This is a genomic window from Alteromonas sp. KUL106 (genome assembly GCF_009811415.1).
In the GTDB taxonomy this organism is placed as follows: Bacteria; Pseudomonadota; Gammaproteobacteria; order Enterobacterales; family Alteromonadaceae; genus Alteromonas.
Genome location: NZ_BLIG01000050.1, coordinates 1 through 25,958 on the forward strand (window position 1 = coordinate 1; position 25,958 = coordinate 25,958).

At 43.9% G+C, this 25,958-nt stretch carries 22 protein-coding genes; 12 read left to right on the top strand and 10 right to left on the bottom strand.

Annotation, left to right across the window (positions count from 1 at the left end; translation table 11 throughout):
- Window positions 1–335: 335 nt before the first annotated feature.
- Window positions 336–1,139, bottom strand: a complete 804-nt coding sequence (pssA, locus tag GVO63_RS17205; RefSeq protein ID WP_159581516.1) for a CDP-diacylglycerol--serine O-phosphatidyltransferase — start codon at window positions 1,137–1,139, stop codon at window positions 336–338.
- Between the two features lie 389 nt (window positions 1,140–1,528).
- On the opposite strand from pssA, the gene xdp1 (GVO63_RS17210) reads away from it, so the two are divergent.
- From xdp1 (GVO63_RS17210) to prsT, 3 genes are all read left to right on the top strand, one after another.
- Window positions 1,529–2,467 (top strand): exosortase-dependent surface protein XDP1, encoded by a 939-nt coding sequence (gene xdp1 / locus GVO63_RS17210; protein WP_159581518.1) that lies wholly within the window; start codon window positions 1,529–1,531, stop codon window positions 2,465–2,467.
- Between the two features lie 172 nt (window positions 2,468–2,639).
- Window positions 2,640–3,491, top strand: coding sequence for an exosortase-dependent surface protein XDP1 (xdp1, locus tag GVO63_RS17215; RefSeq protein ID WP_159581520.1), 852 nt, complete (start codon window positions 2,640–2,642; stop codon window positions 3,489–3,491).
- Between the two features lie 104 nt (window positions 3,492–3,595).
- Complete coding sequence (prsT, locus tag GVO63_RS17220; RefSeq protein ID WP_159495244.1) at window positions 3,596–6,409, top strand: XrtA/PEP-CTERM system TPR-repeat protein PrsT; 2,814 nt, start codon at window positions 3,596–3,598, stop codon at window positions 6,407–6,409.
- Window positions 6,410–6,426: 17 nt separating this feature from the next.
- Here prsT and dld read toward each other — a convergent pair whose 3' ends face one another.
- From dld to rluD, 4 genes are all read right to left on the bottom strand, one after another.
- Window positions 6,427–8,130, bottom strand: a complete 1,704-nt coding sequence (gene dld, locus GVO63_RS17225; RefSeq protein WP_159581522.1) for a D-lactate dehydrogenase — start codon at window positions 8,128–8,130, stop codon at window positions 6,427–6,429.
- A gap of 149 nt (window positions 8,131–8,279) precedes the next feature.
- Complete coding sequence (gene clpB / locus GVO63_RS17230) at window positions 8,280–10,856, bottom strand: ATP-dependent chaperone ClpB (RefSeq protein WP_159495242.1); 2,577 nt, start codon at window positions 10,854–10,856, stop codon at window positions 8,280–8,282.
- A 174-nt stretch (window positions 10,857–11,030) separates the two neighbouring features.
- On the bottom strand, window positions 11,031–11,786 hold the full coding sequence (gene pgeF, locus GVO63_RS17235; RefSeq protein ID WP_159581524.1) for a peptidoglycan editing factor PgeF: 756 nt from the start codon (window positions 11,784–11,786) through the stop codon (window positions 11,031–11,033).
- A gap of 15 nt (window positions 11,787–11,801) precedes the next feature.
- A complete protein-coding gene (rluD, locus tag GVO63_RS17240; protein ID WP_159581526.1) occupies window positions 11,802–12,785 on the bottom strand; it encodes a 23S rRNA pseudouridine(1911/1915/1917) synthase RluD in 984 nt (327 codons plus the stop codon).
- Between the two features lie 186 nt (window positions 12,786–12,971).
- On the opposite strand from rluD, the gene GVO63_RS17245 reads away from it, so the two are divergent.
- Window positions 12,972–13,736 (top strand): outer membrane protein assembly factor BamD, encoded by a 765-nt coding sequence (locus GVO63_RS17245; protein ID WP_159495239.1) that lies wholly within the window; start codon window positions 12,972–12,974, stop codon window positions 13,734–13,736.
- Between the two features lie 119 nt (window positions 13,737–13,855).
- On the opposite strand, the gene GVO63_RS17250 is transcribed toward GVO63_RS17245, so the two are convergent.
- From GVO63_RS17250 to GVO63_RS17260, 3 genes are all read right to left on the bottom strand, one after another.
- Window positions 13,856–14,569 carry a ChrR family anti-sigma-E factor gene (locus GVO63_RS17250; RefSeq protein WP_159581528.1) on the bottom strand — a complete coding sequence of 238 codons (714 nt, stop codon included), beginning with the start codon at window positions 14,567–14,569 and terminating at the stop codon, window positions 13,856–13,858.
- Window positions 14,562–15,173: a sigma-70 family RNA polymerase sigma factor gene (locus GVO63_RS17255; protein WP_159495237.1), complete on the bottom strand. Its 612-nt coding sequence runs from the start codon at window positions 15,171–15,173 to the stop codon at window positions 14,562–14,564. Before GVO63_RS17255 ends, GVO63_RS17250 begins: the two co-directional genes overlap by 8 nt.
- A 120-nt stretch (window positions 15,174–15,293) precedes the next feature.
- Window positions 15,294–15,869: an LON peptidase substrate-binding domain-containing protein gene (locus GVO63_RS17260; protein ID WP_159495236.1), complete on the bottom strand. Its 576-nt coding sequence runs from the start codon at window positions 15,867–15,869 to the stop codon at window positions 15,294–15,296.
- Between the two features lie 262 nt (window positions 15,870–16,131).
- Here GVO63_RS17260 and GVO63_RS17265 point away from each other — a divergent pair, with 262 nt between their 5' ends.
- Genes GVO63_RS17265 through GVO63_RS17285 form a run of 5 tightly spaced genes read left to right on the top strand, consistent with a single transcriptional unit; the run spans window position 16,132 to window position 20,564 of the window.
- Entirely contained in the window at window positions 16,132–16,572 is a 441-nt protein-coding gene (locus GVO63_RS17265) for a nuclear transport factor 2 family protein (RefSeq protein ID WP_159495235.1), read from the top strand.
- Window positions 16,569–17,288, top strand: a complete 720-nt coding sequence (locus GVO63_RS17270) for an SDR family NAD(P)-dependent oxidoreductase (RefSeq protein ID WP_159495234.1) — start codon at window positions 16,569–16,571, stop codon at window positions 17,286–17,288. Before GVO63_RS17265 ends, GVO63_RS17270 begins: the two co-directional genes overlap by 4 nt.
- Before the next feature lie 11 nt (window positions 17,289–17,299).
- Window positions 17,300–18,565, top strand: coding sequence for an NAD(P)/FAD-dependent oxidoreductase (locus tag GVO63_RS17275; protein ID WP_159581530.1), 1,266 nt, complete (start codon window positions 17,300–17,302; stop codon window positions 18,563–18,565).
- Window positions 18,562–19,305 (top strand): DUF1365 domain-containing protein, encoded by a 744-nt coding sequence (locus tag GVO63_RS17280; RefSeq protein ID WP_159495232.1) that lies wholly within the window; start codon window positions 18,562–18,564, stop codon window positions 19,303–19,305. The genes GVO63_RS17275 and GVO63_RS17280 overlap by 4 nt, the downstream gene beginning before the upstream one ends.
- Window positions 19,306–19,307: 2 nt before the next feature.
- Window positions 19,308–20,564, top strand: coding sequence for a cyclopropane-fatty-acyl-phospholipid synthase family protein (locus GVO63_RS17285; protein WP_159495231.1), 1,257 nt, complete (start codon window positions 19,308–19,310; stop codon window positions 20,562–20,564).
- Window positions 20,565–20,647: 83 nt separating this feature from the next.
- Here GVO63_RS17285 and GVO63_RS17290 read toward each other — a convergent pair whose 3' ends face one another.
- Together GVO63_RS17290 and pomA are read right to left on the bottom strand one after the other, a co-directional pair.
- On the bottom strand, window positions 20,648–21,577 hold the full coding sequence (locus tag GVO63_RS17290) for a flagellar motor protein MotB (protein ID WP_159495230.1): 930 nt from the start codon (window positions 21,575–21,577) through the stop codon (window positions 20,648–20,650).
- Entirely contained in the window at window positions 21,577–22,338 is a 762-nt protein-coding gene (pomA, locus tag GVO63_RS17295; RefSeq protein ID WP_159495229.1) for a flagellar motor protein PomA, read from the bottom strand. The genes GVO63_RS17290 and pomA overlap by 1 nt, the downstream gene beginning before the upstream one ends.
- Window positions 22,339–22,751: 413 nt before the next feature.
- Between pomA and GVO63_RS17300 the strand changes: the two genes are divergently transcribed.
- From GVO63_RS17300 to dxs, 3 genes are read left to right on the top strand one after another with little or no spacing between them, the layout of a single operon-like run.
- Complete coding sequence (locus GVO63_RS17300) at window positions 22,752–22,994, top strand: exodeoxyribonuclease VII small subunit (RefSeq protein ID WP_159581584.1); 243 nt, start codon at window positions 22,752–22,754, stop codon at window positions 22,992–22,994.
- A gap of 29 nt (window positions 22,995–23,023) precedes the next feature.
- Window positions 23,024–23,914, top strand: coding sequence for a farnesyl diphosphate synthase (locus GVO63_RS17305; protein ID WP_159495228.1), 891 nt, complete (start codon window positions 23,024–23,026; stop codon window positions 23,912–23,914).
- A gap of 32 nt (window positions 23,915–23,946) precedes the next feature.
- On the top strand, window positions 23,947–25,827 hold the full coding sequence (gene dxs, locus GVO63_RS17310) for a 1-deoxy-D-xylulose-5-phosphate synthase (protein ID WP_159495227.1): 1,881 nt from the start codon (window positions 23,947–23,949) through the stop codon (window positions 25,825–25,827).
- Window positions 25,828–25,958 lie beyond the last annotated feature (131 nt).

The window sequence follows — 25,958 nt, forward strand, 5'->3', positions numbered from 1 at the left end:
TTTGCTAGCTGCCTCTCCCGAAGCGGATGCGTATCTTACAGCGCATCATTTTTTTGTCAACAACTTTTGTTCATTTATTTTAAACTCTGTTTTTTGACATCCTCTACAGTGTTTAGCTTTTGCTGTTCCCTGTTGAGGAGGCGCGCATTCTACGCATTCTTTCTGTGCCGTCAACAGCCTTTTTAGAATAATTATAAAAAAAGCGACCGTTTGGTCGCTTTTTAATCCATCAGCTCATTATGCGTTCAAATACGTTGAAAATTGCTTTATGTAACGCTCAAGAAAGGCAGTTATTCTTTATTATCGCGCTTGAGCATTTGAACATTGCCGCGAAGTTATTCCCGGGTTTTGTCTACCTCTTCACCATGTTGCTTTTTGTCAGCCTTAAAATCTGCATCTTCTTCGTGATCGCCTACCACGTCATCCAACGTTACTTTTTCAACGGTGCGGAAAGTGTTAATAGGTCCCGCCAAAGCATACAAAGCAAATACTAAGAACAGTACTAGTGCAGGTTCTGTTGCTACAACAACAAATATAAGTAGCACTAAGAGAAGGCCAACAAACGGGACTTTGCCGTGCCAGTTAACTTCTTTAAAAGAATTGTATTTAAAGTTACTGACCATAAGCAGGCCAGCTAATCCCGTCACCGCAGCAACTATTAGACCGTAGTCGGTCCCTACGGCATCATACTCAACACCAACCCACACAAGTCCAGATACCACTGCCGCCGCTGCCGGACTTGCAAGACCTTGGAAAAAACGTTTATCAGCAATACCCACTTGTGTATTAAAGCGGGCTAGTCGAAGTGCTGCACCCGCTACATATATAAAAGCGGCTAACCAACCCAACTTACCGAGCTCTGTTAAACCCCAATTATAAGCGACAAGCGCCGGCGCCATTCCAAAAGAAACCATATCGGCCATTGAGTCATACTCGGCACCAAAGTCGCTTTGCGTATTTGTCATTCGCGCCACACGCCCATCTAGGCCATCAAAAATCATAGCTACGAAAATAGCTACCGCCGCAGCTTCAAACCGACCGTTCATTGATGAAACCACAGCAAAGAAACCAGAAAACAACCCTGCTGTTGTTAATAAGTTGGGAAGTAAGTATATCCCTTTACGTTTTTGATCAGACATATGTCCTCGTACTTCTACATATAATTGCGTTAATTATTTCATAGATATGTAAGAACGCATAGCAAAGTAAAAAGTAGCATGCTTCCTTACATACATTCCCTACACACCATCACTCAAAGCGCTGTTAAATATATTCATTCAGACACGTGTGTTTTCTTAAACTAAGTCGGCATACAGCCATCGTTAGATTCGACGTAGGTTTCGATAGCAATTGATCAAGCGCTAATAACTAGGTATACGCCAAGATACCTTAAACAGCTCACCGTTCAGATATCATACAAATCCATGTTGAAATTAAGTACTACTTAAAAGTATTGCATATCAAGATACGCATAGCTTATTAGGTAAGTACTCGAAGCGCAAAGCGCTTCTTATAGAGGAAAGTAGTTATGCGATCACTTCATAAATCGTTTTCTTTACAATCTGTGATGATTCTTTCTACCGCTTTGCTATCAAGTCTGAACGCAAGCACTGCATTTGCCACGTACTTTTATACACAGCAAAGCTATTCTCACTGCGGCTCGTCAACCCAAACCACTGAGCAGACTAATGTGTGTAACTCACCACTGGGTGAGTACAATTATGATTTAGTGGGCGATAAAGTAACACAGCACTCCTTCACAAATAATTCCATCGTTCAAATTGATGGCCTGAATATTAACATGTCTGCCTTTTCTGATACTCACGGTATTACGGGGGAAACTGTCGTTGGTGCCAAGTTAGAAAAAATATCTGATAAATGGGCTTATGGCGTAACAAATAATGACGAGGCGAATTACAAAGGTTATTCCGACCACGCGATTGATAATTTAAATTACTTCTCAAGCGGTAGCAGTAATTCTGAATATTACAGATTTACAAACGTTGAACGGGACTATGATTTTGTTTTGCTATCGTTTGATTCTGCGGTAACGCTAACCGGTGCTAGTTTTTCTTGGTTACACAGCAGTAGTGATAGTCAGGTGTCTGTGGCGGCGCTTAGCAATACCTCGAAATTAACTTCAGGAATAAATACTTGGAGTGATATCGTCGCGGATGCCTTAACGTCAGCTTCGTTTGATATTGAGAGCTGTGAATATTTAGACCATCGTGCAGATTTTTCCTTTACTGAGTCAGCTCAATATTGGTTGGTGGGTGCCTACAACACAGTATTTGGCAATATTGGCGGGAGAGTGGGTAACGATGCGTTTAAACTCGCCAACATTGGTTTCTCTGTTACAGAAACAACGGGCACGCCCGATACAACGGAAGTGTCAGAACCTGGGACTTTTGGCCTACTCATGGCCTGCTCACTCATCGTCATGTGGCGCCGCAAGAAACTTATTTAATAAAATTAGACTTTAGATCACTGACAGGTGGTACAACCTGTCAGTTTTTTTTACTATTATTCATCGCTTCATATCACAAATATAACTTCCACAACAAAAACAACACCTTAAAATTCAGGCATGAATTATGCTTATAGTGAAACATCCAGTTGTAAGGACGTTGAGTATAAATATGCGTAATCTAAGATCATTAATTCCTTTATCGTCACTCTTAATAATACAAAGCTTTACTGTGAATGCTACCAGCCACGATACTTCTTTGAAAGAGAGTTCATACGAGCTTGTATTAAAAAAGTATAGTCAATCTGCTTTGTTATCTCATTCTGGTGTAACTGTTAACGATATCAATGTATCGCTTAGCGGATGGTCTGATACAGGCGACTCCCTAGACCCTGAATCTAAAGATATGATAGTCAAAAGTGCAAACGCCTATAAAGTCGTTGACAAATATGGTTATTACTATGGTTACGGTGTCCTTAATCAAGATGGAGAAGGGAGTACTTCTCCAAATCATTCAGCCGACAACTACTTTTACAATGGCGAAGACAATGCAGATGGTAGAAAGTACGCTGACTTCGATTTCATATTGTTCAGCTTCGACGAAAAAGTCACCCTTGATGCGGTGGGATTTGGTTGGGTCAACAAACAAGGTTATGATCAACAAGTTTCTATTGCAGGTATTAATGATAATCAATTGTTTTCGTTGAAATCGCAAAACAGTACTTGGACTGAGATTATCGATGGAGCGGTATCGAACTCTTTCAATATTACTAAGAAAAACGGCAACTACCAATCGTCAGATTTTGGGTTTACTGAAGGCGCAAAATATTGGTTAGTTGGGGCATATAACGCGGTTTTTGGAACCGTCAACGGCGCCAGTATGTATAATGATGGCCTGAAGATTACATCTATCAACTTCACTAAAGCACTCAATGAAAACACAGAAGTAAGCGAACCAGGTGCCCTTGCACTAATGAGCTTAGGTTTGGGTCTTGTTCTTTATAGACGTAAGCGTCGCGTTTAATGGTTTAAAAACGCTCAGAAAACACGTATCTTTAGAAGGTGGCTTAGGCCACCTTTTTTTTGCTATTTTTAAGCCAGTGGCTAGGCTAAATTTTGAAGGTTTATATGGATTTTTTTTATAATAAAAAGCGTGTTGTGCATCGCGCTATTATCTCTGCAGTTGCTTCATCATTTTTCGCTTTTAACAGTTTCGCTACGACGTCGGAAGACTATGAAAAAGCCCTCACGGCATTTAATCAAAACGAGTATGACGAAGCCTATATTCACCTTAAAAATAGCTTACAAAAAGACCCTGAAAATCTAGCTGCGAAAATACTCATGGGCGAAATACTGCTTATAAACGGCTACCTAACCGCGGCTGAAATGGAGTTTGTAGAAGCACTTGAAATGGGTGCTGACATTAACCTTCTGGCAGAACCGCTGGGTAACACTTGGCTGTTCTTGAACAGATATAAAGAGATTGTCGACTTTGCCGATTTAAACAAACTGTCAGGAGAGGCAGAGCGCGAGTGGCTAATGATTCGTGCAACCGCGTGCATTAGACTGGAAGACGAAGCGTGCGCTTTTCGTGATTACAACACTATTGTTTCACGCACACCTAACTTCGTGCCCGCTATAAATGGCTTAGCCTCTATTGCCCTTCAAAATGAAGACTTATCTAAAGCAACGTCTCTTATCGACAAAGCCATGTCGTTAGAACCAGAAAACGCAATCACATGGCGATTAAAGGGCCAGCTTGCCTATCGACAAGGTGATACCGACGGTGCAACCGCCCATTTACAGAAAGCGCTAACGTTTAACCGCGACGATCCTATTGCCCTGCGTAATCTTGTAGATTTGTACTTAGAAGCGAAAGACTACGATACTGCAAAGCTTTTTGTTGATGAAATTATTGAAGATACGCCCAACGACCCTCTGGCCATACTGCTTAACAGCTGGCTGCAAAGCAGAGATAACCAGCAAGCTATTGATAACGAAAAGCTAAAAGAGCTCAACGATTTCATGTCGCAGCTTGATCCCGAACTGATAACCTCTCAGCCCATGTTGCTGTACATAAGCGGTTTAACCAACTTCTTCAATAACAATATGGAGACAGCAGCAAAAGATTTTAACGCTTATTTGCAACGTGAACCGGAAGACTTGCAAGCTGTATTAATGCTGAGCCAGGTTTATATGGCAACACAGCAAGATAAACAAGCGCTTGCGCTTCTTGAACGTCATCAAGATGCTTTAATGGAAGACCCCGATTCAGCCCTACTTTTGGGTGATTTATTTATTCGCCAAAACAAAGCGTTTAAGGCTGAACGTCTTCTACAAAACCTCGAATATAAGTACCCCAATGAAAACAAGCTGCAGCTTTTCAAAATTAAATTAATGGCAGCTAGAGGTAGGCAGGACGAAGCCCTATCAATTCTCGAAAAGAACTTGCCTACCTACAAAGATAACGCGGGTTTTCTTTTCACTTATTCATTAATGAACTTACAGGCACAGCAGTTTGATAGTGCTTTGAAAGGCGCAAATTTACTAAGTGGGCTTTTTCCTGACGAAGCTGAAGTGTACAACCTGAAAGCAGGTATTTTGATTAGACAGGGTCAATTAGCAGAAGCTAAAGACAATATTGAGAAAGCACTGGCGCAAAATCCTACCCTCTTCCCTGCAAAATTCAATTTGGCAGCTACAGAGAGTCGTTTAGGAAATGTAGATAAGTCTAACCTGCTTGTGGAAGAACTTCTTGCTTTGTCGCCTCAGCATAATGAAACACTAATGCTGAAAGCGTTTAATTTGACCAAAGCAGGCAATGTAGAAGACGCGAAGCAAATTTACCTTGATATATTAACGCTAACCCCGTCGAACGTTGGGGCAAGAGAGCGAGTTTCGTCTTTGTATCAGCAACAAGGCGATGTAAAGAACGCGCTATATCATTTAGACCTGTTAATTAAAGATGATTTTGACAATGCCGATTATCTGCTGCGAAAGGCTGCACTTCAGTTAGGCAATAATCAACGCGCAGATGCAGAGAAAACACTCAGCATTGTAAGAAACTTTATTAACGACGACGCGGGTAAGTTAATTGCGTTTGCTGATCAAGCCCGAAATATTGGCGATAACGACAGCGCTTTAGACGCCATGGCTCGCGCACACGACATAGCCAACACAAGCACATTTGTTACCCTGCGCTATACAAGCCTACTGTTAGATTTGCAGAAGAACGATAAAGCACAGTCACTCTTAGCAACCATTCCTGCAAACCAGCAAGATAACCCCGTCTATCACTTTTTGAAGGGAAGATTAGCTGCAAATAAAGGCAATAATGAAAGCGCAATTAATGCTTTCGAAAAAGCGCTAGACGTAGACTCAACATTTGCACAGGCATTTATTGCGATATACAACTACGCATTGAATGAACAGTTTGTTGATGTATTTTTAAATACCGCACGTGAATTGATTGCTAAGAATGAGAGTGACCTGCTAGCAAAAAACCTACTGGCCCAGTATTTATTCTTTATTCAAGAATTTGACGAATCGACAGCGCTATATAAAGAACTTATCGAAGAGCCCAACTTGCTCAACCCTGCCGAAGCTCTCAACCGCTTGGCAATCATGCACATTGAAACATCGCTGGATACCGCAAAAAACTATGCACGCCAGGCTTACGAATTACAGCCTAATTCGGCCAAAATACTAGACACTTTCGGGTTTATCAAAGCCCTGCAGGGAGATTATGAGGGTAGCTTAAAGATGTTGCGAGACGCGTTTGCTAGGGACGCTAACGACCCCAACATTCGCTATCATTTGGGATACACGCTAGCTAAACTCAATAGAATTGAGGAAGCGAAGAAAGAACTAGAATATGCCGTAAATGTAGAGCGCCCTTTCTTTAAACGCCCTCAAGCTAGAACACTGTTAGAGAGCCTATAAGGCTCTCACGCTCATTGCTAAAGACAGCACGAACAATTGCGTTTGTGCTTTTCCATCTTACCGATACCTGGGTTAAAGGTATTGGTAGGATCTAGCTCTCTGTAAAATCGCTGCAAAGCACTCTCAGCTTCATATAAATGCCCAACATTATGCTCCGCAGGATATTTGGCGCCACGACTATCTAAAAGCGCTAACATGTCGGCTTTGACTTTTTTAGCGTCACTGCCCTTTTTGAGAATGTAATCTTGATGAAAAACATGACAAAAGAAATGCCCGTAATAAAGCGGTTTTTCAACATGTTTAGCAATATGTTCAGGCAACTTTTCTACCCAAAAATCATCATTGCGGCGTAAGGCAATATCTAATGCTAAGATGCCCCCTACTTGATCATGGTGCAGCATTTGATAGCGCACCGCGGCACCCGCAGCGGCGAAACGCAACAAAAACGCCTTAGATGCTTCTTCTTCATTACACGTAATGTAGTCACCATCTAGCTTCTCTTCGTTAAAAAGATTGGCCAAAAATGCTTTTGCCTCTTCAATACCACCATCACTCATTTTAAGGATAAGATGGTGCTCGTATTTGTCGCGGTAGACTCTTAAACTTGGTGGGATCTGGTCAGAAAAAAACTTACTTCCAAACTGCATGATTCTGTCACTTAAATAGCGAGGCATAAAAGGCAGTTTATTCAGTACAGCGTCCGCTCGCCCTTTAAGCGCAAACATTTTAGGTAGTGAATCTGTGCCCAACCGCTGAATACTCAATATCGTATCTTTACCGTACAGATCAGCAATGTCAAACATCTCTCTATGCAGGTATTCGCCCACTTCAGGAACATTTTTAAAGGTCGTCAAGATGTCTTTGCGAATACGGGTAAGCACAGCCGCATCATTTGTACCGATATAAAACGTCTGCTCTCTCTCAGGTACTTCAAAGGTATCTAACCGCACGGCAAAAACAGCGACTTTACCTGCGCACCCGCTGGCTTCAAAAAGCCTTGTTGGATCGGCGTTAAAGCGACTCGGCGTATCGGCTTTCACATCTCGAACTATCTGCTCGTAATCGCTGGCCGACGCTTTCTTACTGGTTTCAGGTAGTGATATTGAAAAGTTACCTGAAGCGAGATTATTGATCATTTCTTCAGGTGTTTCGCCTAAGTCTATCCCCAAATGATTGACCAACTTAAGTTCGCCATTTTTATCTACCTGGGCAAACAGCGATAGCTCGGTATAGGCGGGGCCCCTCTTCACCAAGGCACCACCTGAATTATTTGCAACACCGCCAACAATTGACGCCCCTAAACAAGATGAGCCAATCACCGAATGCGGAGCGCGACCGATAGGCTTCAACATTTTTTCAAGCTTGAACAAGGTTGCCCCTGGGAAACTAAGCACTTGTTTCCCTTTGTTGAGTAATACAATATCGTTCATGGCTAGGGTGTTAATAACCACCACCGGCCTATCGTAATCATCGCCGTTTGGGGTAGAGCCCTCAGTAAGCCCTGTCTTCGCCGCCTGCATAATGATAATACAGTCATGCTCAACGCAAACCTTCAGCACTTCCCAATATTGCAGTAGCGTCTGAGGAAAAAGTACAGCCAGCGCTTCCCCCTCACCAGAACGCCACCCTTTTCTATAGTGCTCAGTTTGACGTTTTCCTATGGCAAGATTGCTTTCCCCGAGTACGCGTTTAAATGCGCTGATAATTGGGGCTGATTGCATGCATAACTCCTAACACTGACACTGAAAATTGCTCTAGAAAGTAAACTAATGGAAAAGACAACGATAAAGCAACAAAAAGGCAATAAAAAGGCACTGCTCCCAGTGCCTTTGATGTAGTTGGATTTAATAGAGATAAATTCCCTTTTTAATTAGCTACTCACCACAAAGAGCCCGCTCTCATCAGCGTCAATGCGAATGGTGGACTCTGGTATCAACTCACCAGCGAGTAATTGGTGCGCGAGTGGGTTTTCCACCTGCACCTGTATCGCCCTTTTAAGCGGACGTGCACCAAACACAGGGTCAAAACCTGCATCCGCCAATTTATCCATGGCTGCAGCGGAAAGCGTGAGCTTATACCCTTTTTCTGCAAGCCTTGCCCGAAGCGAGGCAAGCTGAATTTTTGCGATAGACTTGATTTGCTCTTTCCCTAACGGATGAAATACTACGATATCATCAACGCGGTTGATGAACTCTGGCCTGAAATGCTGCCCAACCACATTCATTACCAGTGATTTCATCTCGTCATACTGATTTTCATTGTGCTTATCCTGAATGATGTCTGAGCCTAGGTTCGACGTCATGATAACCACGGTATTTTTGAAATCTACGGTGCGCCCTTGCCCATCGGTCAGTCTTCCGTCATCTAACACCTGCAGCAGAATGTTAAACACATCAGGGTGGGCCTTCTCAACTTCATCTAACAGGATCACTGAGTATGGTTTGCGACGGACCGCTTCCGTTAGGTAACCGCCTTCCTCATAACCAACGTAGCCGGGAGGCGCCCCCACTAAACGCGCCACAGAATGTTTCTCCATAAATTCGGACATATCAATTCGAATCATGGCGTCTTCGGTATCAAACATAAAACCGGCTAATGCTTTACATAACTCCGTTTTCCCTACCCCGGTTGGGCCTAAGAAAAGAAAGGAGCCAATGGGACGATTAGGGTCAGCGAGTCCCGCTCTGCTACGGCGGATTGCGTTCGATACCGATTGAACCGCTTCTTCTTGACCAACGACACGCTTGTGAAGCACATCTTCCATGCGGAGTAACTTTTCACGCTCGCCTTCCAGCATTCTAGCCACGGGAATCCCCGTCCATCGTGACAATACATCAGCAATTTCTGCGTCAGTCACTTTGTTTTTAAGTAACGTAGTTTCACGAGTTTCATTTTCAGCCGCTTGTTCCAATTTCGCTTCAAGCTCAGGAATACGGCCGTATTGTAGCTCTGACATACGGTTAAGGTCAGACGCTCTTCGGGCAATTTCCAAGTCTAGCTTTGCTTGCTCAAGTTCCCCCTTAATGGTCTGAGTACCCTGCATGGCGTCTTTTTCATCCAGCCAAACTTTTTCAAGCTCTGAATACTTGGTTTCCGCTTGCTCACGCTCTAACTCGATCATCTCAAGACGTTTGTGGCTGGCATCATCCGTTTCTTTAGCTAGCGCCTGCTCTTCAAGCTTTAGTTGAATAATACGGCGTTCTAAGCGGTCCATCTCTTCCGGCTTTGAGTCTATCTGCAAACGAATGCTAGAGGCCGCTTCATCAATAAGGTCAATCGCCTTATCTGGAAGTTGACGGTCGCTGATATAGCGGTGTGACAAACTGGCTGCGGCTACAATTGCTGGGTCAGTTATGTCTACTGAGTGATGAAGTTCGTAACGCTCTTTGAGCCCCCGTAAAATGGCAATGGTGTCTTCCACACTTGGCTCTTCAACCAAAACTTTTTGGAAACGGCGCTCAAGCGCTGCGTCTTTTTCAATATACTGACGATATTCGTCTAGCGTAGTCGCACCCACACAATGAAGCTCGCCGCGGGCTAACGCCGGTTTTAACATATTCCCTGCGTCCATCGCTCCGTCGCCTTTCCCTGCCCCCACCATGGTGTGGAGTTCATCAACGAATAAAATGACACGGCCTTCTTCTTTCGCGAGCTCGTTCAACACCGCTTTCAGACGCTCTTCGAACTCTCCGCGATATTTAGCGCCGGCTACCAACGCGCCCATATCAAGAGCAAGCACGCGTTTGTTTTTAAGACCTTCTGGCACTTCACCGTTAATGATTCGCTGCGCTAAGCCTTCAACAATGGCTGTTTTGCCCACGCCCGGCTCGCCAATAAGCACCGGGTTGTTTTTAGTTCTGCGCTGCAACACTTGAACGGTTCTGCGTATTTCTTCATCACGACCAATAACGGGATCAAGCTTGCCTTGTTCAGCCCGTTCGGTTAAATCTGTGGTGTACTTCTCGAGCGCTTGACGAACATCTTCAGCATTAGGATCTGTAACTTTCTGACCACCACGCATATCATCGATGGCGCTTTCAATCGTGTCTTTGTTTATATTAAGGCTTTTAAGTATTTCACCCAATCGCCCCTTATCTTGAAGCGCCGCCAGTACAAAGATTTCAGATGTGATGTATTCGTCTTTTCTCTGCTGCGCTATTTTGTCGCAAAGGTTAAGTAGCACAACACTATCTTTGCTTAACTGAACGTCACCGCCAATTCCTTCTATACGAGGAATTCTTTCAATTGCCTGGCTTAATGCTGAGCGCAGAGCGTTCACATTGATGTTTGCCTGATCTAGCAGCGGGCGCACTGAGCCTCCCTGCTGATTAAGCATGGCCGTCATTAAATGAACAGGTTCTATATATTGGTGATCTCGTCCTAATGCGAGTGATTGAGCGTCGGATATAGCGATCTGAAATTTACTGGTAAATCTATCTAGTCTCATAATCTCAACCTAAAAGATGAACAATTATTTATGAACTAGTTATGTAGGCAGTGGAATAATGATTCAAGTATTAGCGTCAAAAGTTCGCTAAAAAGATGTAAAAGACTGATGGGAGTTTGATTTAGCGCAATAGTTTAGCGTTTCTTAGTCTGTGATGACCAAGACAAATAAACATTAGCGCATGCCAATAACACTGACCATTCTACCTGTGGTCCGTTTTTGTTGATGCGTCGCTCTTCGGTGAGAGTAAAAGCGGTGCTCGTTTGAGTACGTGCATAAATGACTTTGTGTTATATTTTCTACGCCCGCTTGCTCTAGCTGTGCCTGCGCTATACCGGGTAAGTTCAGTAAATATTTACCGTGGTTGCTACTTGGCGTTACTGCCCCACGAATATGACGAAACAAACCAGCCACGTCTGTGTCGACTTCATAGCACGTTTGACTGATAGCGGGTCCAATCCACGCGATAATTTCTTTCGATGGGCAGTTGAAATATGAAACAGCATTTTTAATGATGTTTGTCTCAAGCCCTTTCCAGCCGGCGTGAACTGCCGCTACTGCTCGCCCTTGCTTGTCACATAATAAGATAGGCACACAGTCAGCGGTCATAACTGCACAGAATTGTGATTTTGACGTCGAAAAAGCAGCATCTGCAGTAGTATCTACAGTTGGCAGAGAAACTACACGGTTGCTGTGAGTTTGCTCTAGCCATGTGATCTTTTCGCTATGAGGCAAAATCTGTCGATTAGCGTTCACCAACAGCAAATCATCGCCCACATGTGCGCCAACGTTTAAGCCCGCAAAATCGCCTATGCTAACGCCACCCGCTCGCGTCGTTGTATAAGCCACCACATTTGGCGGACACGACCACTCGGGAATAACAAGATCAAGCTCCACTGATGTTAATGGTTCTGATTGTGAGTTTTGCATAGGCTAAGCGATCCGTTACAGCATATCCTGTGGATTTTCCTCAGTATCTTTCTTGACTGCTCTCAGCATGTCCTGCATATCCTGAGGTAAAGGCGCTTTCCATGTCATCCATTCCTCTGTTTCAGGATGGAACAGAGAAAGCTGAGCAGCGTGAAGTGCCTGACGTTTAAAACCACGAAGTGCAGTGATAAATTCTTCTGACGCCCCTTTTGGTAAACGAGGTCGGCCACCGTAAACCTGGTCACCCAATAGCGGATGCTTAATGTGGGCCATGTGCACACGAATTTGATGAGTACGGCCAGTCTCAAGCTTCAGACGTAAGTGCGTATACGCTCTAAACTTTTCAATCACGCGGAAATGCGTTACTGCGGGCTTGCCCATTTCGCGAACAGCCATATGCGTGCGTTTTGTCGCGTGTCTTCCTATCGGTTCATCAACGATACCGCCGGCTACCATTGTGCCTAGTGCTATCGCTTCATATTCACGGCTCATTTCTCGACGCTGCAGTTGGTCTACAAGGTGTGTTTGCGCCGGAATAGTTTTCGCAACGACCATTAAGCCAGTTGTATCTTTATCAAGGCGATGCACGATACCTGCGCGAGGAACTTTGTCAATGTCAGGCACATGATTTAAAAGTGCGTTAAGCACGGTACCACTCGGGTTACCTGCACCGGGGTGCACAACCAGGTCGGCGGGTTTATTTATCACTAAGATATGCTCGTCTTCATAAACGATATTTAACGCAATATCTTGCGCTTCGCTTGTGACTTGCACCTCCATTTCGGCACTAACAGTAACGAGCTCGTCCATTTGCATTTTGTGGCGAGGGACGGTGATTACCTCACCATTTACCGCAACATTCCCATCTTGAATCCACGTTTTTAGCTTAGAACGAGAATATTCAGGGAACAAATCAGCCAAAACCTGATCTAACCGTAAACCAAAATGCGTAGCTTCCGTTGAAGCTTCTAGTTGTATTGTGTTCAGCGACTTTGTCATAACACCATTGATTACGTCTAAAAAAGGGTATTATAACAAGGATTCACGCTGTACACTGCCTTGTTTACGTTTTTGTATGGTTTTTCTCACCGTTAGTACGTTAGAATGCAACTAGAGTGTTGTTGTTTAACACATGAGCTTAGACAGCGAAGTACTAAAACTGTTTAGCAGGAAAATAGAATTATTATGAAATCATTTCGTCTACTGGCTCCCGTTTTATTGGGTGCTATGGTGTCTGTCGCAGGATGTAGTTCTTCAGACAATGAAGAAAAAGCCGTTTTAGCTAACATGGGTGCGCAGCAACTGTACGATAGAGCGAAGCAAAGCATGGAAGTGGGTAACTTCAGTGCAGCAGCGCAAACCTTAAGTGCACTAGACTCGCGTTATCCATTCGGTCCGCTTTCTCACCAGGTACAACTCGACTTGATTTATAGCTATTATAAATCAGGTAAGAATGAGGAAACCCTTGCAACTATCGATAGGTTTATTCGTCTAAACCCGAATCATTCAGACGTGGACTACGCTTACTACATGCGCGGATTAACAAACATGGAATCCGACAGTAACTTGTTTCAAGAATTGATGAATATCGACCGCACTGACAGAGATCCCTCTAAATCTCGTCAAGCTTTTGAAGATTTCCGTAGGCTGATTCAGCAATACCCCGATAGTAAGTATGCTGCAGATGCAAAGCAACGTATGGTTCACATTAAAGACCGCTTAGCGCGTTATGAGATTGCCATTGCCCGTTTCTACATGAGACGCCAAGCTTACGTTGCAGCAGCAAATCGAGGACGGTATGTCATTGAGCACTTCCCTAACACAACACAGGTTCAGCAAGCGCTTGAAATTATGGTTTCAAGTTATGAACAACTTGGCCTTGAGGAATTGCGTAATAATGCAATGAAGACGCTTAAACTCAACTACCCAGATAGTGAGTTTATTGGCTAGACGTTATCTTGCCCAAAGAGTGAAACAAAAAACGCACAAAATGTGCGTTTTTTTGTTTCAAGCCATACTGTTAGCGTTCGTCGTTTACTTATCAGGACATGCGAAAATAAAGTAACGATTTACCTGAAAAACAAATGACTGAATGGATTTAATAGACGTGCTAAACCGGAAGTGAAATGTAGTGGTTGATCGACAATACTAAACACCAGGCATCCCTCTTTACCCTCAGCTTTGGGTGTGTGAGTTTTCTCACCGTTCATAAAGATAAAGTCGCCAGTGTCGTAACGGCTAAGACCATCGCTAAATTCACCATCAATAACCAACGTATACTCAGTTCCTCGATGGGTGTGCTCTGGAACGCTGCCACCGCTTCCCATAAATATAAAGTTCGCGACGCCTTGGTTACCTAAATCAACAGGCGCTTGCCAAAGTTTGCCAACCAAACTCGACCAGTTGCCTGTTTTATCGATATACCGGTGTAACGTTCTAGGCAACGTGAACGTTCTGCCGTCTAACTCAATGGTACTCGCGCCAGGTTTCGAATGATGACTCACCGAGGCCGTTACAACGCTCTCAGGCTGTTTATCTGAGGGCAGTGCCGTAATCTGCGCCAGCATATCACCAAATTGAAAAGCCATATCACCGCTGTCATCCAATTTAGCACTCGCCGAGGAAACCATTTGTGCGGCAAGGCTTTCCGTTTCAATCTCGACAAAGCGCTGACATTTTTCACACATGTCACAATGCGCGGATACCATCAGCGATATAGCAGGTGTCAGTGTGCCCTCAACAAAATCAGACAACTGTCGGGCACTAGGGTGAAACTTAATCATTGTCGTTCAGCATAACCTTTAAACGTTGAAGCGCTAGGCGTGTTCTCGACTTTACCGTGCCAAGAGGAATGGAAAGCTCATCAGCGACTTCTTGTTGCGACTTGCCATCAATGTAAATGGCTTCAACTACCGCTTTTTGCTTAGCGGGTAGCGATTCAAACATAAACCCTATTTGCTCAAGTGTAACCTGCTCATCAAGCGACGTTTCATTAGCATCAGCAGTCTGTTCGCAAAGTACCGGCCATAAGTCATCAGAGCATACATCTTCTTTTCTATTCTGAAGCTTACGTAACATATCGAAGCGGATGTTTCTCGCTATCGTGAAAATCCATGTAGAAGGTGAACCTTTTTCAGAATTAAATAAGTGCGCTTTCTGCCACACATTCGACATCGTATCTTGCACCAATTCCATCGCTAGTGCCTCATTGCCCATTTGTTTCAAAGCATAGGAGCGTAGACGCGGCGCAAAGTAGTTAAATACTCTGGCAAATGAACGTTTGCATCGAGCTTCTGCAACCGCTACCAAGTAATCAGACATTTCGGTAGCACACTCTTTTGGTTTGATTGTGCTGTTACTTTGTTCTAGTGGAATTCCAACTAACATAAGATCCGTCCGCTTTTCTGTTTTGGTTGTATCATTCTACGACGTTGTGACTTAAAGCGAAGGCTAATTTCGCCAATATTCGATTACGATTTTGTAATGTAGCTTCAGCAAATTTTCAAGCTACCCAATTAACCCCGAGAGATAATTTAACAAGCTTGTACATTCTCTCTGAGCTAAAAAATGTTGCTTCTGAGACCCATCTACAGGTAGAAGTTCCAACCAGCGATTCAACACCCAACTGGGGCTGTCAAACTTTGGTGCCTCATAAAGTGATGACAATTCTTCATAGTTACCGAATATTTCTTTAAGCCGCTCGTCCATAGGCGCTATTTGTTGAGGTGCCAAATCACACTGCCATTGGGGTATAGGCTTGCAACTTCCTGTGCGAAGACCATCGTGTTCAGCCTCGATGTTGCTGACCTCAACTAAGTGGGAACCAGCAACCTTTATGCCAAGCAATCCATCGTCGAGCATATCGAAGTCAACAACCTGCGCATACGTTCCGATCTTATGTATGTGCTGGTTCGTTTCTTTGTCGCCATTCGCATTGAGCATACACATGACAAAGCCTTTGTTTTCGGCACATGCCTGTTTGACCATGCGCACATATCGCGGCTCAAAAATTCGCAACGCCATTCTACCTTCTGGCAGTAGGTGAGCAGATAAAGGGAATAAAGGAAATCGTTCTACACTCATAATCAACACTTCCAAAAACATGGAATTACTTACGCAAGTGGGTACAAATAGGATCGAATGGGAATTTTTTTCACAGGTAATTTTAAATCCGTGATCTTAGTTACCTCATTTGCTGTAATTTAGTTTTTATAAAATAACATTAACAGACACAAGATCAGGTACTTGCGATTAGCTTTTAAAAAAACGATAAATGCCACACGTTGAAGGCGTCGCTTTTTAGAAGTGAGAGTAATGGTATTTATGATACAAGTAAGGGGTGTCAATGGGCGTCATAGAGCGGTTTTGTAAAATTTACACAGATATATGTCAAATATCTCCAGATGATCTCGACAGCATTTACGCGAACGATGTTGTTTTTATCGATCCTATTACGACACACAGAGGAATTGGAGAAGTAAAACATTACTTTTCAAATCTGCTGGAGCAAGCCGAGAGTTGTAAATTCGATATTGCGGACGTCTTTAATTGCAGTACCGGTAACCCAACACACACTCAGGTCTCACATGTGGTGAATTGGACAATGCACTTGACGTTAAAAGGAAATAACAAGCACATCACGCTAGATGGCACCACACAACTTAATGTTGTCAACGACAGCATTGTTTACCACAAAGACTACTATGACTTGGGCGAAATGGTTTATGAGCACGTACCCATCTTAGGTTTTGTCATAAAGAAGATTAAAGGGAAACTTGCATCGTGAAAACAATATTGATTACTGGCGCGACGTCAGGCATAGGTAAAGCCCTTGCCTTACATTCGGCTGACAAAGGTTATCGCGTTATAGCGTGTGGAAGAAACAAAGAAGCGCTAGATGAACTGAGCCGCCATAATAATATCGACTCGTGTCAGTTTGACGTGACAGACCTTGAAGACGCGCGCCGAGCATTAGCAACGTTGACATTCGATATTGCGGTATTAAATGCGGGTACCTGTGAGTATGTTGATATCGACAGCTTTGAACCTGACATGTTTAGACGGGTGTTTGAACCCAATTTCTTTGGCGTCGTCAATTGTGTGGACGCGCTGCTACCTAAGTTAAAGCAGGGGGACAAGCTTGTCATTGTAGATAGCATGGCGCGGCTGCTTCCCTTTACTAAATCGCAAGCCTACGGGGCGAGCAAGGCCGCGCTACATTACTTTACTAAATCACTAGAAGTTGACCTTCATCACAAGGGCGTAAAAGTTCAGGCAGTATCCCCTGGATTTGTAGAAACGCCTTTAACAGACAAAAATGATTTTGAAATGCCAATGAAAATCAGTGCAGAAGAAGCAGCAGAAGCTATGCTTTCTGGCATTGAGAAGGATAAACAAACGGTATTCTTCCCAAGGATTTTTGGCTTTATTCTACGATTTATGCACATACTGCCCACATCGATACAGAAACGCTTATCTCTGTCGATGCGAAAAAAACAATAAGAGATGAAAGAATGACGAACAAGATTGCCATCATAGGCACCGGAATTTCAGGGCTAACCTGCGCACACCTACTGAATAAGAAACATGACATTACGGTTTACGAATCCAATGATTACATTGGTGGTCACACTGCTACGAAGCAAATTAACGACAACGGTAACGTTCATAGTATTGATACAGGTTTCATTGTTTTTAACGACTGGACCTACCCGAATTTTATAAAACTAATGACACAGCTCGGTGTTGCTTATCAACCGACAGAAATGAGCTTTTCTGTAATGAGCAAAAAAGCTAACCTCGAGTACAATGGCAACAACTTAAATAGTTTATTCGCGCAACGACGCAATATATTACGTCCCAAATTTTGGCGCATCGTTAAAGACATTCTTGCGTTCAACAAAGCATGCAAAGCAATGGTTGCCGAGAAACGTGATACTTCTAATCTCACGCTGGAAGATATCATAAAAGAATTGGGCTTAAGCGAAGACTTTGCTCGGTATTATATCCTGCCTATGTGCGCCGCCATTTGGTCGAGCAGCTTAGAGCAAACCCGGAAATTTCCCCTTACTTTCTTTCTTCAATTTTTTAATAACCATGGTTTGCTCAACATCACTGACCGACCTCAGTGGTACACAATTCAAGGCGGTTCCAGTCAATATATTCCTCCTCTGATTGCACCGTTTGAATCTAAAATAAAGCTTTCATGTGCGGTTGTCTCCGTTGCAAAAGTTGATAATACGTGGGAAGTCACCGATTCAACGGGTGAGACGTGTCAATACGACCATGTGGTTTTTGCCTGCCATAGTGACCAAGCGCTGAAGATGCTAAATAGCCCAAGCGCGCTGCACACAGACATACTCGGCAATATTCCCTATGCTGAAAATGATGTGGTTATGCACAAAGACGTTAACCAACTGCCTAAGAGAAAGCTAGCGTGGGCAAGTTGGAATTACCGATTAAAAGAAGATGTAAGCGAAGAATCAAGACCTGCATCAGTAACCTACAACATGAACATTCTCCAAAGGTTAGAGGTTGAGAATACCTACTGCGTTACGTTGAACAACTCTGCAGAAATTGACCACAACAGCGTATTAGGAACTTATCAATACGCCCATCCTCAGTACAGTGCGGATATGGTCAACGCCCAATCTAGAAGAAGTGAAATTTGCGGTGTGGACAACCTGCATTTTTGCGGTGCCTATTGGTACAACGGATTCCACGAAGATGGCGTTAAAAGCGCACTAGACGTGTGTGCTCGCTTTGGTGAAACGCTGTGACAGAAAGTGCCCTGTATAAAGGAAAGGTTTATCACCAAAGGTTTAAACCTACTCAGCATAAGTTTGACTACGATATATATTTGTTTTGGTTAAAGCTTGAAACCGAAGAACTTGCAACATTATCCCGTGAGCTTCAGTACTTTTCTGCCGAGGGAAAAGCGCGAGTACGTTTCAAACGAGAGGACTATCTGGGTGACCCATCGGTTTCTCTGCGTGAGGCTGTACTGGATAGAATGACTGAATTAAATGAGGGTAGTCGTCTTTCCGGTGACGTTTTTATGCTGGGACAATTACGTATGTGGGGCTGGTATTTCAGCCCAGTTAATTTTTATTACCTTCGCAATTCAGAAGGTAAGTATACACACATGCTAGCCGAGGTGAGCAACACCCCCTGGAACGAGCGACATCATTATCTTGTCAATTTAGACACGCAAGATGACACACCGAAGGCGTTTCACGTATCACCTTTTAACCCAATGGATATGACTTATCAGTGGTCAATTTCTCAGCCTTCAACTAATCTTTCTTTAGCCATGGACTGTGTTAGAAACGACAAAGAGTTCAGCGCGGGTATTAATCTTACTAAATTTACTCTAGATAATGCGAATCTAACTCAAGCACTTAAACGTATACCCAGTATGACGATAAAAACTGTGGCCGGAATTTATTGGCACGCACTTAAACTTTTGCTTAAACGAACGCCACTGTATACACACCCAGAAAAAAGTCAGGAACAATAACAATGTCTTTCGGTGAATCTGTACTACTGACCACATCAGAGGTCTCTTTTGTAGATAAAGTATGTAGAACTTTGTTTTTACAATGCCTAAAACAATTGCCATTTGGCAGTTTGACTATCCAAGAAAATGGCGACGTAATCGCCCAATTTGGTAAAGAAAATGACGACTTGCGAGCAACGGTAAACATTAAAGACGTTAAGGCATACCGTCGCCTTTTACTTGGTGGCAGTGTCGGCGCTGGCGAAGCTTACATGGACGATCTATGGGACAGCGACGAAGTAACTGCAGTGGTAAGAATTTTTGCGCGGAACTTACCCACCCTTGATGAGTGGGAAAATAAATTTAAATGGGTCACTATGCCCATCAACAAAATTCAGCATTTCGCTCGTCGAAACACGAAAGATCAAGCTAAGCGAAATATAGAAGCCCATTACGATCTGGGTAATAAGCTGTATACCCGTTTCCTCGACCCTACTATGATGTATTCAGCAGCCATCTATCCCGATCCTAATGCATCGCTAAACGAAGCCCAGAATTACAAACTAAAAGCTATTTGCGACAAACTACAATTGCAAGAGAGTGATCACCTTGTTGAAATTGGTACTGGTTGGGGCGGCTTGGCGGTCTATGCAGCTAAACACTACGGATGCAAGGTAACCACGACAACGATATCAGAAGAGCAACACGCTTGGGCGAAAGAGTGGATAGAAAGAGAAGGGCTTGAAGACAAGATAACCCTGTTGAAGAAAGATTACCGTCTACTTGAAGGGCAATATGACAAGCTGGTTTCTATTGAAATGATTGAAGCCGTAGGTAAACAGTATTTAGGTAACTTTTTTGAGAAGTGTTCGTCGTTATTAAAGGACGATGGCCTTATGTTGCTACAATCGATTACCATCGACGATAGACGCTATGATAGCTACGCAAACAGTGTAGACTTCATTCAGAAGTATATATTCCCTGGTGGCTTTTTGCCTTCTCAACACCAGCTAAATGCCCATCTAAAAAAATATACCAATATGATGATTCGTGACCTCCACGACATCGGCGTTGATTACGCGAAAACACTTAATCATTGGTATGAAGCATTTATGTCAGCCAAAGACGAATTGCTCAACGATGGATATGATGAGCGATTTATGCGAATGTGGACCTACTATTTAAAATACTGCGAAGGTGGTTTTTTAGAAAGAACCATTAGTACAGTACAGTTGGTGATTTCTAAACCTCATTACCGAGCTGAGCTTGCAAGGGTTTAGCATGAATAGTTGAGTAACACCCAAACAAAAACGGCGCCTTTTTTAGGCGCCGTTTTTTGCTATTTAATACTCACCGCATTTATTTAATCGTCTACCACGGAGATAGGTTTAGATATCATTGGTTTACCCTGATTAATATTTATCTCTACACGACGGTTTTTAGCCCTGTCACTCGACGTCGTGGCGTTCTCCACAATAGGATCGGTATCAGCTTTACCCACCACTGACATCCGGCTCTCATCAAAGCCTGGTGCAGTGCGCATAGCTTCTGCCACAGCAACAGCACGTTGTGACGATAAGTCCCAATTCGAACGATACAGTTCATTTGCGATATGCTGACCATCACTGTGACCTGAAATTTCAATTTCGCCTGGCACATCAGCCAATAACACGCCGATTTTTCTCAATACAGGCTGAAACTGCGGCTGTAAAAAAGCAGAGCCCGCTGAAAACGAACCATTCTCGCGAATACGTATTGTCAGTTGCTGTCCTAGAGATTCCATTTCTAGCGAGCCGTCTAAGATTTGCTTTTCTAGCTGCTGCGCTACTTTTTTCATCAGTTCGGCCATTTGAGACTGATCTGTACTTTGTTCTGCTGAGGAAGATGACTGTGTTGCTGTCTGTTGTGCCTGCCCACCCCTTTGCTCACCGCGCTGCTTTTGTCGCCCACCTGCAGAATCTTCGTTCCCAGCCTGAAACTCAAGCATCTGTTGCGTCATTTCGTTAGTTTGCTGCTGAATGGATTCGATAGGCGTTGGGTCAGGCTTACCTGGACGAAACTCCATGGCAATAACGCTGGTTCCTTTAGGGATGTCTTTCACTTCAATTTTATTTTGGACACCAAAAGCGAACTTCATCGATCCCGCGATCTGTTTGAATTTTAGGACGTCCATTTCTGAAAAAGAAAGTAGAAGTACAAAAAAGCACATAAGCAGGGACATTAAATCTGCGAAGGTTCCCATCCAGGCTGGCAGCCCCTCGGGGGGGCATTTTGGGCATTCTTCTTCAGCCATTACTCATCCTCTGCGCTTCCGCGTTTGCTCGCTGCGAGATAGTTCTTCAACACCCCTTCGATTACACGTGGGTTTTGTCCGTCGGCAATACCAACAATCCCATCAAGAACTAGACTTTGATTGAGTTTTTCTTCGCCTGCACGTACCGCTAGCTTAAACGCGATAGGCAAACAAATTACGTTGGCGAAGAAGGCGCCATAAAGTGTAGTGAGTAGCGCGACCGCCATTGCAGGTCCAATTGCTTTTGGGTCATCCATGTTTGAAAGCATGGCGACCAAACCAATAAGCGTGCCGATCATCCCCATGGCTGGTGCAATATCACCCATGCCTTTGAAAAATGAGGCGCCAAAGTCGTGACGTTCCGTTGTCATGGAAATATCTTTGGCGAGGGTTTCTCGAACCACTTCAATATCGTGGCCGTCTACGAGCATATCAACGCCCTTTTGCATAAATTCGTTGGAGATCTCTGCTTCTTCTAACGCTAGAAACCCGCCTTTTCGCGCAGCGTCCGCCATTTCTACAATTTTCTCGATAAGTTCTTCCGGCGATTCAATTTTAAACATGAATGCCTTTCCAGCAATTTTACCGGCACCGAAAAATTGGCCTAGCGTAAACTGTGACAAAATAACGAACAAGGTGCCCCCAAATACAATAAGTATTGATTGCACGTCGATGAACATGCTCAAGCTGCCGCCCAAAATCATAGCCATAACTATGAAACCAATGGCGCCCAACATACCTATGACGGTTGCTAAATCCACTCACTCTTCCCCATTTAAACGCAGTCAGTGCTGTTACTCTTCAAACATTCTATCGGCAATAGATAGAAATACTAAAACAACATTGTTGAAAAATATCACATTTATTGATCTTTTATCACGGGAGCATGACACTTGAAAGCACGCGCTCACCTTCTTTTAAACGTTGCGAACTAAGGTCATTCATATTTACGCTATTTGCACATTGATATCTATCCTTCAAAGTATGAATAAACGTTACCAACCTTTAGCATCGAATATAGCACAATTTAGCACTATGCAGCTTTTTGAACTGCATGAAAAAAAAGCGATACTTCGGTGTTATTGGCGATATACAGACAAACCATTTGACCCTTGTGCAGCCCTCGGTTAATGTGCGCGGTATACGTATTTTGGCCACTATACAGAGTGTTTTTATGACGACGGAAAAAGTATCAGCGTGTTTCGAAGAAACGTTATCAGAACTAGAAGCGATTGTTAACGAAATGGAAAACGGCGATTTACCGCTGAATAAAGCGTTGGAAAAGTTCGAACGTGGCATCGCACTCTCTCGTCAAGGTCAACAATCGCTTGAAAATGCTGAACAAAAAGTAAAAATATTGCTTAGCGAACAAGGCGAAGAAACACTTCAATCTCTACCTGAAAGTGAACAACCCTAAGCGGTTCATTTTTACATTACAGGCAATCTATGAATTTTTCTGCTTTGCATCAGCAAGTCAAACAACAAACTGACGCATCTCTTCTCACACTCATTGATGAATTACCGAATTACGCGCCACGGTTAAAAGAGGCCATGCGTCATGCACTGCTTGCTGGCGGTAAACGCATGCGCCCCCTGCTCGTTCAAGTGGTGGGCAACACGCTAGACGTTCCCAAGAAAGACCAAATGGCTATAAGCATGGCTATCGAATGCGTGCACGCTTATTCACTTGTTCACGATGACTTACCGGCTATGGATGATGATGACTTGCGCCGCGGTATGCCAACTTGTCATATTGCTTTTGATGAAGCGACCGCTATTCTCGCCGGTGATGCATTGCAAGCACTCGCGTTTAGCGTGTTAGCCGACGCACCGCTAAGCACTTTCGCCGAGTCAAAGCGAAGCCAACTCTTATCTGTATTAGCTAAGAATGCAGGCTATGCAGGTATGTGTGGTGGCCAAGCCATCGACTTAGCCAGTACGGGTAAAACCATCTCGATTGAGGAATTAAAATCGCTCCATAGATTGAAAACCGGTGCCCTGTTACAAGCATGCGTAGAAATGGTAGCTATTGTCAGTGAGGGACTTTTACCTCAGACTAAAATTGACTTAATGGCCTATGCAGCGGATATTGGGTTAGCCTTTCAAGTACAAGACGACATCTTAGATGTTGTGGGCAGTAGCGAAAAATTAGGGAAACCCGCGGGCTCTGACGAAGCACTAGGAAAGAATACCTTCCCAGCTAAGCTTGGCATGGAAGGTGCCAAAAGGGAATTAGAAATGCTTCACGATAATGCCCTTCAAGCACTGGCGCGTTTACCCTACAATACTGACAGTTTAATTGCGTTTAGCGAGCTTTTGGTGAAACGCGACCATTAGCCACGCGCCATGTTGAAAAAGATAATAAGTACATGAGTTTAGATCTCCAACATTACCCAACGCTTGCGCTTGCGCAAACACCTGATAAATTGAGGCAATTGCCACAAGACAAATTACGTGAACTTGCCGATGAGTTGCGTGAGTATTTACTTAATAGCGTAAGCCAGACCAGCGGTCACTTTGCTTCTGGCTTAGGAACAGTAGAACTTACTGTCGCGCTTCACTACGTTTACAATACGCCATTTGACCGCCTGTTGTGGGATGTAGGCCATCAAGCATACCCTCACAAAATTCTAACGGGTCGGGCTGAGCGAATGAGCACTATCCGCCAAAAACATGGTCTACATCCATTCCCATGGCCACCAGAAAGTGAATACGACACCTTTGCTGTAGGTCATTCATCAACGTCTATAAGTGCAGCGCTAGGAATGGCGGTAGCGGCAGAAAAAGAAGGTGCCGGTCGTAAGGTTGTTGCTGTTATTGGCGATGGCGCCATGACAGCAGGTATGGCATTTGAAGCATTAAATCACGCGGGTGATATCAAAAAAGACATGGTTGTTGTACTCAATGACAATGAAATGTCTATTTCTGAAAATGTTGGTGCATTAAATAGCCACCTAGCTCGATTACTTACAGGAAACTTCTTTAACTCTATACGGGACGGCGGCAAAAAATTACTGAGTAACGTGCCACCCATCAAAGAATTTGCAAGCCGCGCTGAAGAGCACATTAAGGGCATGGTTGTACCCGGCACCATATTCGAAGAGCTCGGGTTCAATTACATCGGACCTATCGACGGCCATGACGTTAATGCCGTGGTTGATACTCTTCGAAACATGCGTAAATTTGATGGCCCTCAACTGCTACACGTTGTGACCAAAAAAGGGAAAGGCTACGCGGTCGCAGAAGAAGACCCAATTAAATTTCATGCAGTGCCAAAATTTAATCCCGCCGACAATGCCTTGCCAAAGTCTAAGCCTTCTGCACCTACCTATTCGGCTATTTTCGGTCAGTGGCTATGTGATATGGCAGCGCAAGATCCTAAGCTCATGGCGGTTACTCCGGCTATGCGTGAAGGTTCTGGCATGGTTGAATTTTCCCAGCGTTTTCCTGAGCAATATTTCGACGTTGCCATTGCTGAACAACATGCTGTCACCTTCGGCGCAGGTCTTGCGAAAGACGGGTTGAATGCAGTTGTGGCAATTTATTCCTCGTTCTTACAGCGTGCCTACGATCAGCTTATCCATGATGTGGCCATTCAAGACTTACCGGTATTGTTTGCCATAGACAGAGCTGGCATAGTGGGCGCAGACGGTCCAACTCACCAAGGCGCATTCGACATAGCCTTTCTTCGCTGTATTCCGAATATGGTGGTTATGGCCCCATCCGATGAAAATGAATGTCGCCAAATGCTTTACACGGGTCACAAGCTACAAAAGCCCGCTGCTGTTCGCTACCCTCGAGGTGCTGGCATGGGTGTCACCCCAGATGAAGCCATGACAGAGCTTGAGATTGGCAAATCTCGTCTGTGCCGTGAATCATCGAAAGACAAGTCTGAACGTATTGCTATTCTAAACTTTGGTTGCTTACTGCCCTACGCTCTTGAAGCAGCAGAAACCATTGACGCTACGGTCATCGATATGCGTTTCATTAAACCGCTAGACGGCGACGCGGTTTTAAAAGCAGCTGATGAACACAACGCACTGATCACGTTAGAAGACGGCTGTATTATGGGCGGTGCTGGCAGCGCGGTACTTGAGCACTTGCAGCAAAATGGCGTATTAAAAGCGGTGAAGATGTTAGGACTACCTGATAGTTTTATTCTTCAAGGTACACAGCAAGAAATGTACAAAGAACACGGTTTGGATGCAGAAGGAATTATTGCTGCGGCCAACAGTGTGACCAAAAGTTAGTGGTCTTTGAATTAAAAACCGTTCTCTAGAACGCAAGTGCAACAACTAAGACGTTAATGTAAGAGAAAGGTATATCGCTCAAAAAAGAAAAGCCCGCTAATTGAAGTGACCCCCAATAGTTGGACATTCCA

What these genes read in the sequence shown, in the direction of transcription:
- pssA (WP_159581516.1), bottom strand. Translation starts at nt 1,139, where the DNA reads ATGTCTGATCAAAAACGTAAAGGGATATACTTACTTCCCAACTTATTA.
- GVO63_RS17255 (WP_159495237.1), bottom strand. Translation starts at nt 15,173, where the DNA reads ATGTTAGTTGGAATTCCACTAGAACAAAGTAACAGCACAATCAAACCA.
- rluD (WP_159581526.1), bottom strand. Translation starts at nt 12,785, where the DNA reads ATGACAAAGTCGCTGAACACAATACAACTAGAAGCTTCAACGGAAGCT.
- prsT (WP_159495244.1), top strand. Translation starts at nt 3,596, where the DNA reads ATGGATTTTTTTTATAATAAAAAGCGTGTTGTGCATCGCGCTATTATC.
- GVO63_RS17250 (WP_159581528.1), bottom strand. Translation starts at nt 14,569, where the DNA reads ATGATTAAGTTTCACCCTAGTGCCCGACAGTTGTCTGATTTTGTTGAG.
- dld (WP_159581522.1), bottom strand. Translation starts at nt 8,130, where the DNA reads ATGCAATCAGCCCCAATTATCAGCGCATTTAAACGCGTACTCGGGGAA.
- xdp1 (WP_159581518.1), top strand. Translation starts at nt 1,529, where the DNA reads ATGCGATCACTTCATAAATCGTTTTCTTTACAATCTGTGATGATTCTT.
- pgeF (WP_159581524.1), bottom strand. Translation starts at nt 11,786, where the DNA reads ATGCAAAACTCACAATCAGAACCATTAACATCAGTGGAGCTTGATCTT.
- GVO63_RS17300 (WP_159581584.1), top strand. Translation starts at nt 22,752, where the DNA reads ATGACGACGGAAAAAGTATCAGCGTGTTTCGAAGAAACGTTATCAGAA.
- xdp1 (WP_159581520.1), top strand. Translation starts at nt 2,640, where the DNA reads ATGCGTAATCTAAGATCATTAATTCCTTTATCGTCACTCTTAATAATA.
- GVO63_RS17290 (WP_159495230.1), bottom strand. Translation starts at nt 21,577, where the DNA reads ATGGCTGAAGAAGAATGCCCAAAATGCCCCCCCGAGGGGCTGCCAGCC.
- GVO63_RS17285 (WP_159495231.1), top strand. Translation starts at nt 19,308, where the DNA reads ATGTCTTTCGGTGAATCTGTACTACTGACCACATCAGAGGTCTCTTTT.
- GVO63_RS17260 (WP_159495236.1), bottom strand. Translation starts at nt 15,869, where the DNA reads ATGAGTGTAGAACGATTTCCTTTATTCCCTTTATCTGCTCACCTACTG.
- dxs (WP_159495227.1), top strand. Translation starts at nt 23,947, where the DNA reads ATGAGTTTAGATCTCCAACATTACCCAACGCTTGCGCTTGCGCAAACA.
- clpB (WP_159495242.1), bottom strand. Translation starts at nt 10,856, where the DNA reads ATGAGACTAGATAGATTTACCAGTAAATTTCAGATCGCTATATCCGAC.
- GVO63_RS17305 (WP_159495228.1), top strand. Translation starts at nt 23,024, where the DNA reads ATGAATTTTTCTGCTTTGCATCAGCAAGTCAAACAACAAACTGACGCA.
- GVO63_RS17265 (WP_159495235.1), top strand. Translation starts at nt 16,132, where the DNA reads ATGGGCGTCATAGAGCGGTTTTGTAAAATTTACACAGATATATGTCAA.
- GVO63_RS17275 (WP_159581530.1), top strand. Translation starts at nt 17,300, where the DNA reads ATGACGAACAAGATTGCCATCATAGGCACCGGAATTTCAGGGCTAACC.
- GVO63_RS17245 (WP_159495239.1), top strand. Translation starts at nt 12,972, where the DNA reads ATGAAATCATTTCGTCTACTGGCTCCCGTTTTATTGGGTGCTATGGTG.